At 55.4% G+C, this 202-nt stretch carries 1 protein-coding gene; it reads right to left on the bottom strand.

What is annotated here, in order from left to right:
• On the bottom strand, nt 1-202 hold a 202-nt coding region (locus HC026_RS13260; protein ID WP_168926240.1), incomplete at both ends, for a hypothetical protein.

A 202-nucleotide genomic window follows, 5' to 3' on the forward strand; every position in this document is an offset into this window, starting at 1 on the left:
AATCCTTTGGATCCACTGACGTCCCTTCGCCGTTGGCTGACTTGAAGTAGGAAACCGTCCCATCGCCTTCGACATGTTCGCCGAGTCCTGGTGTGTTATCCGTCGTGTCATGCGTCATCGTCACGCCTGGGTTATCGTTCGTAACGGTCGTCTTACCCGTCTTGACCGTTTCGCCTGGGTTGACTGTGACTGCTGGCAAGCT

This window comes from Secundilactobacillus angelensis, assembly GCF_012641075.1.
GTDB lineage: Bacteria > Bacillota > Bacilli > Lactobacillales > Lactobacillaceae > Secundilactobacillus > Secundilactobacillus angelensis.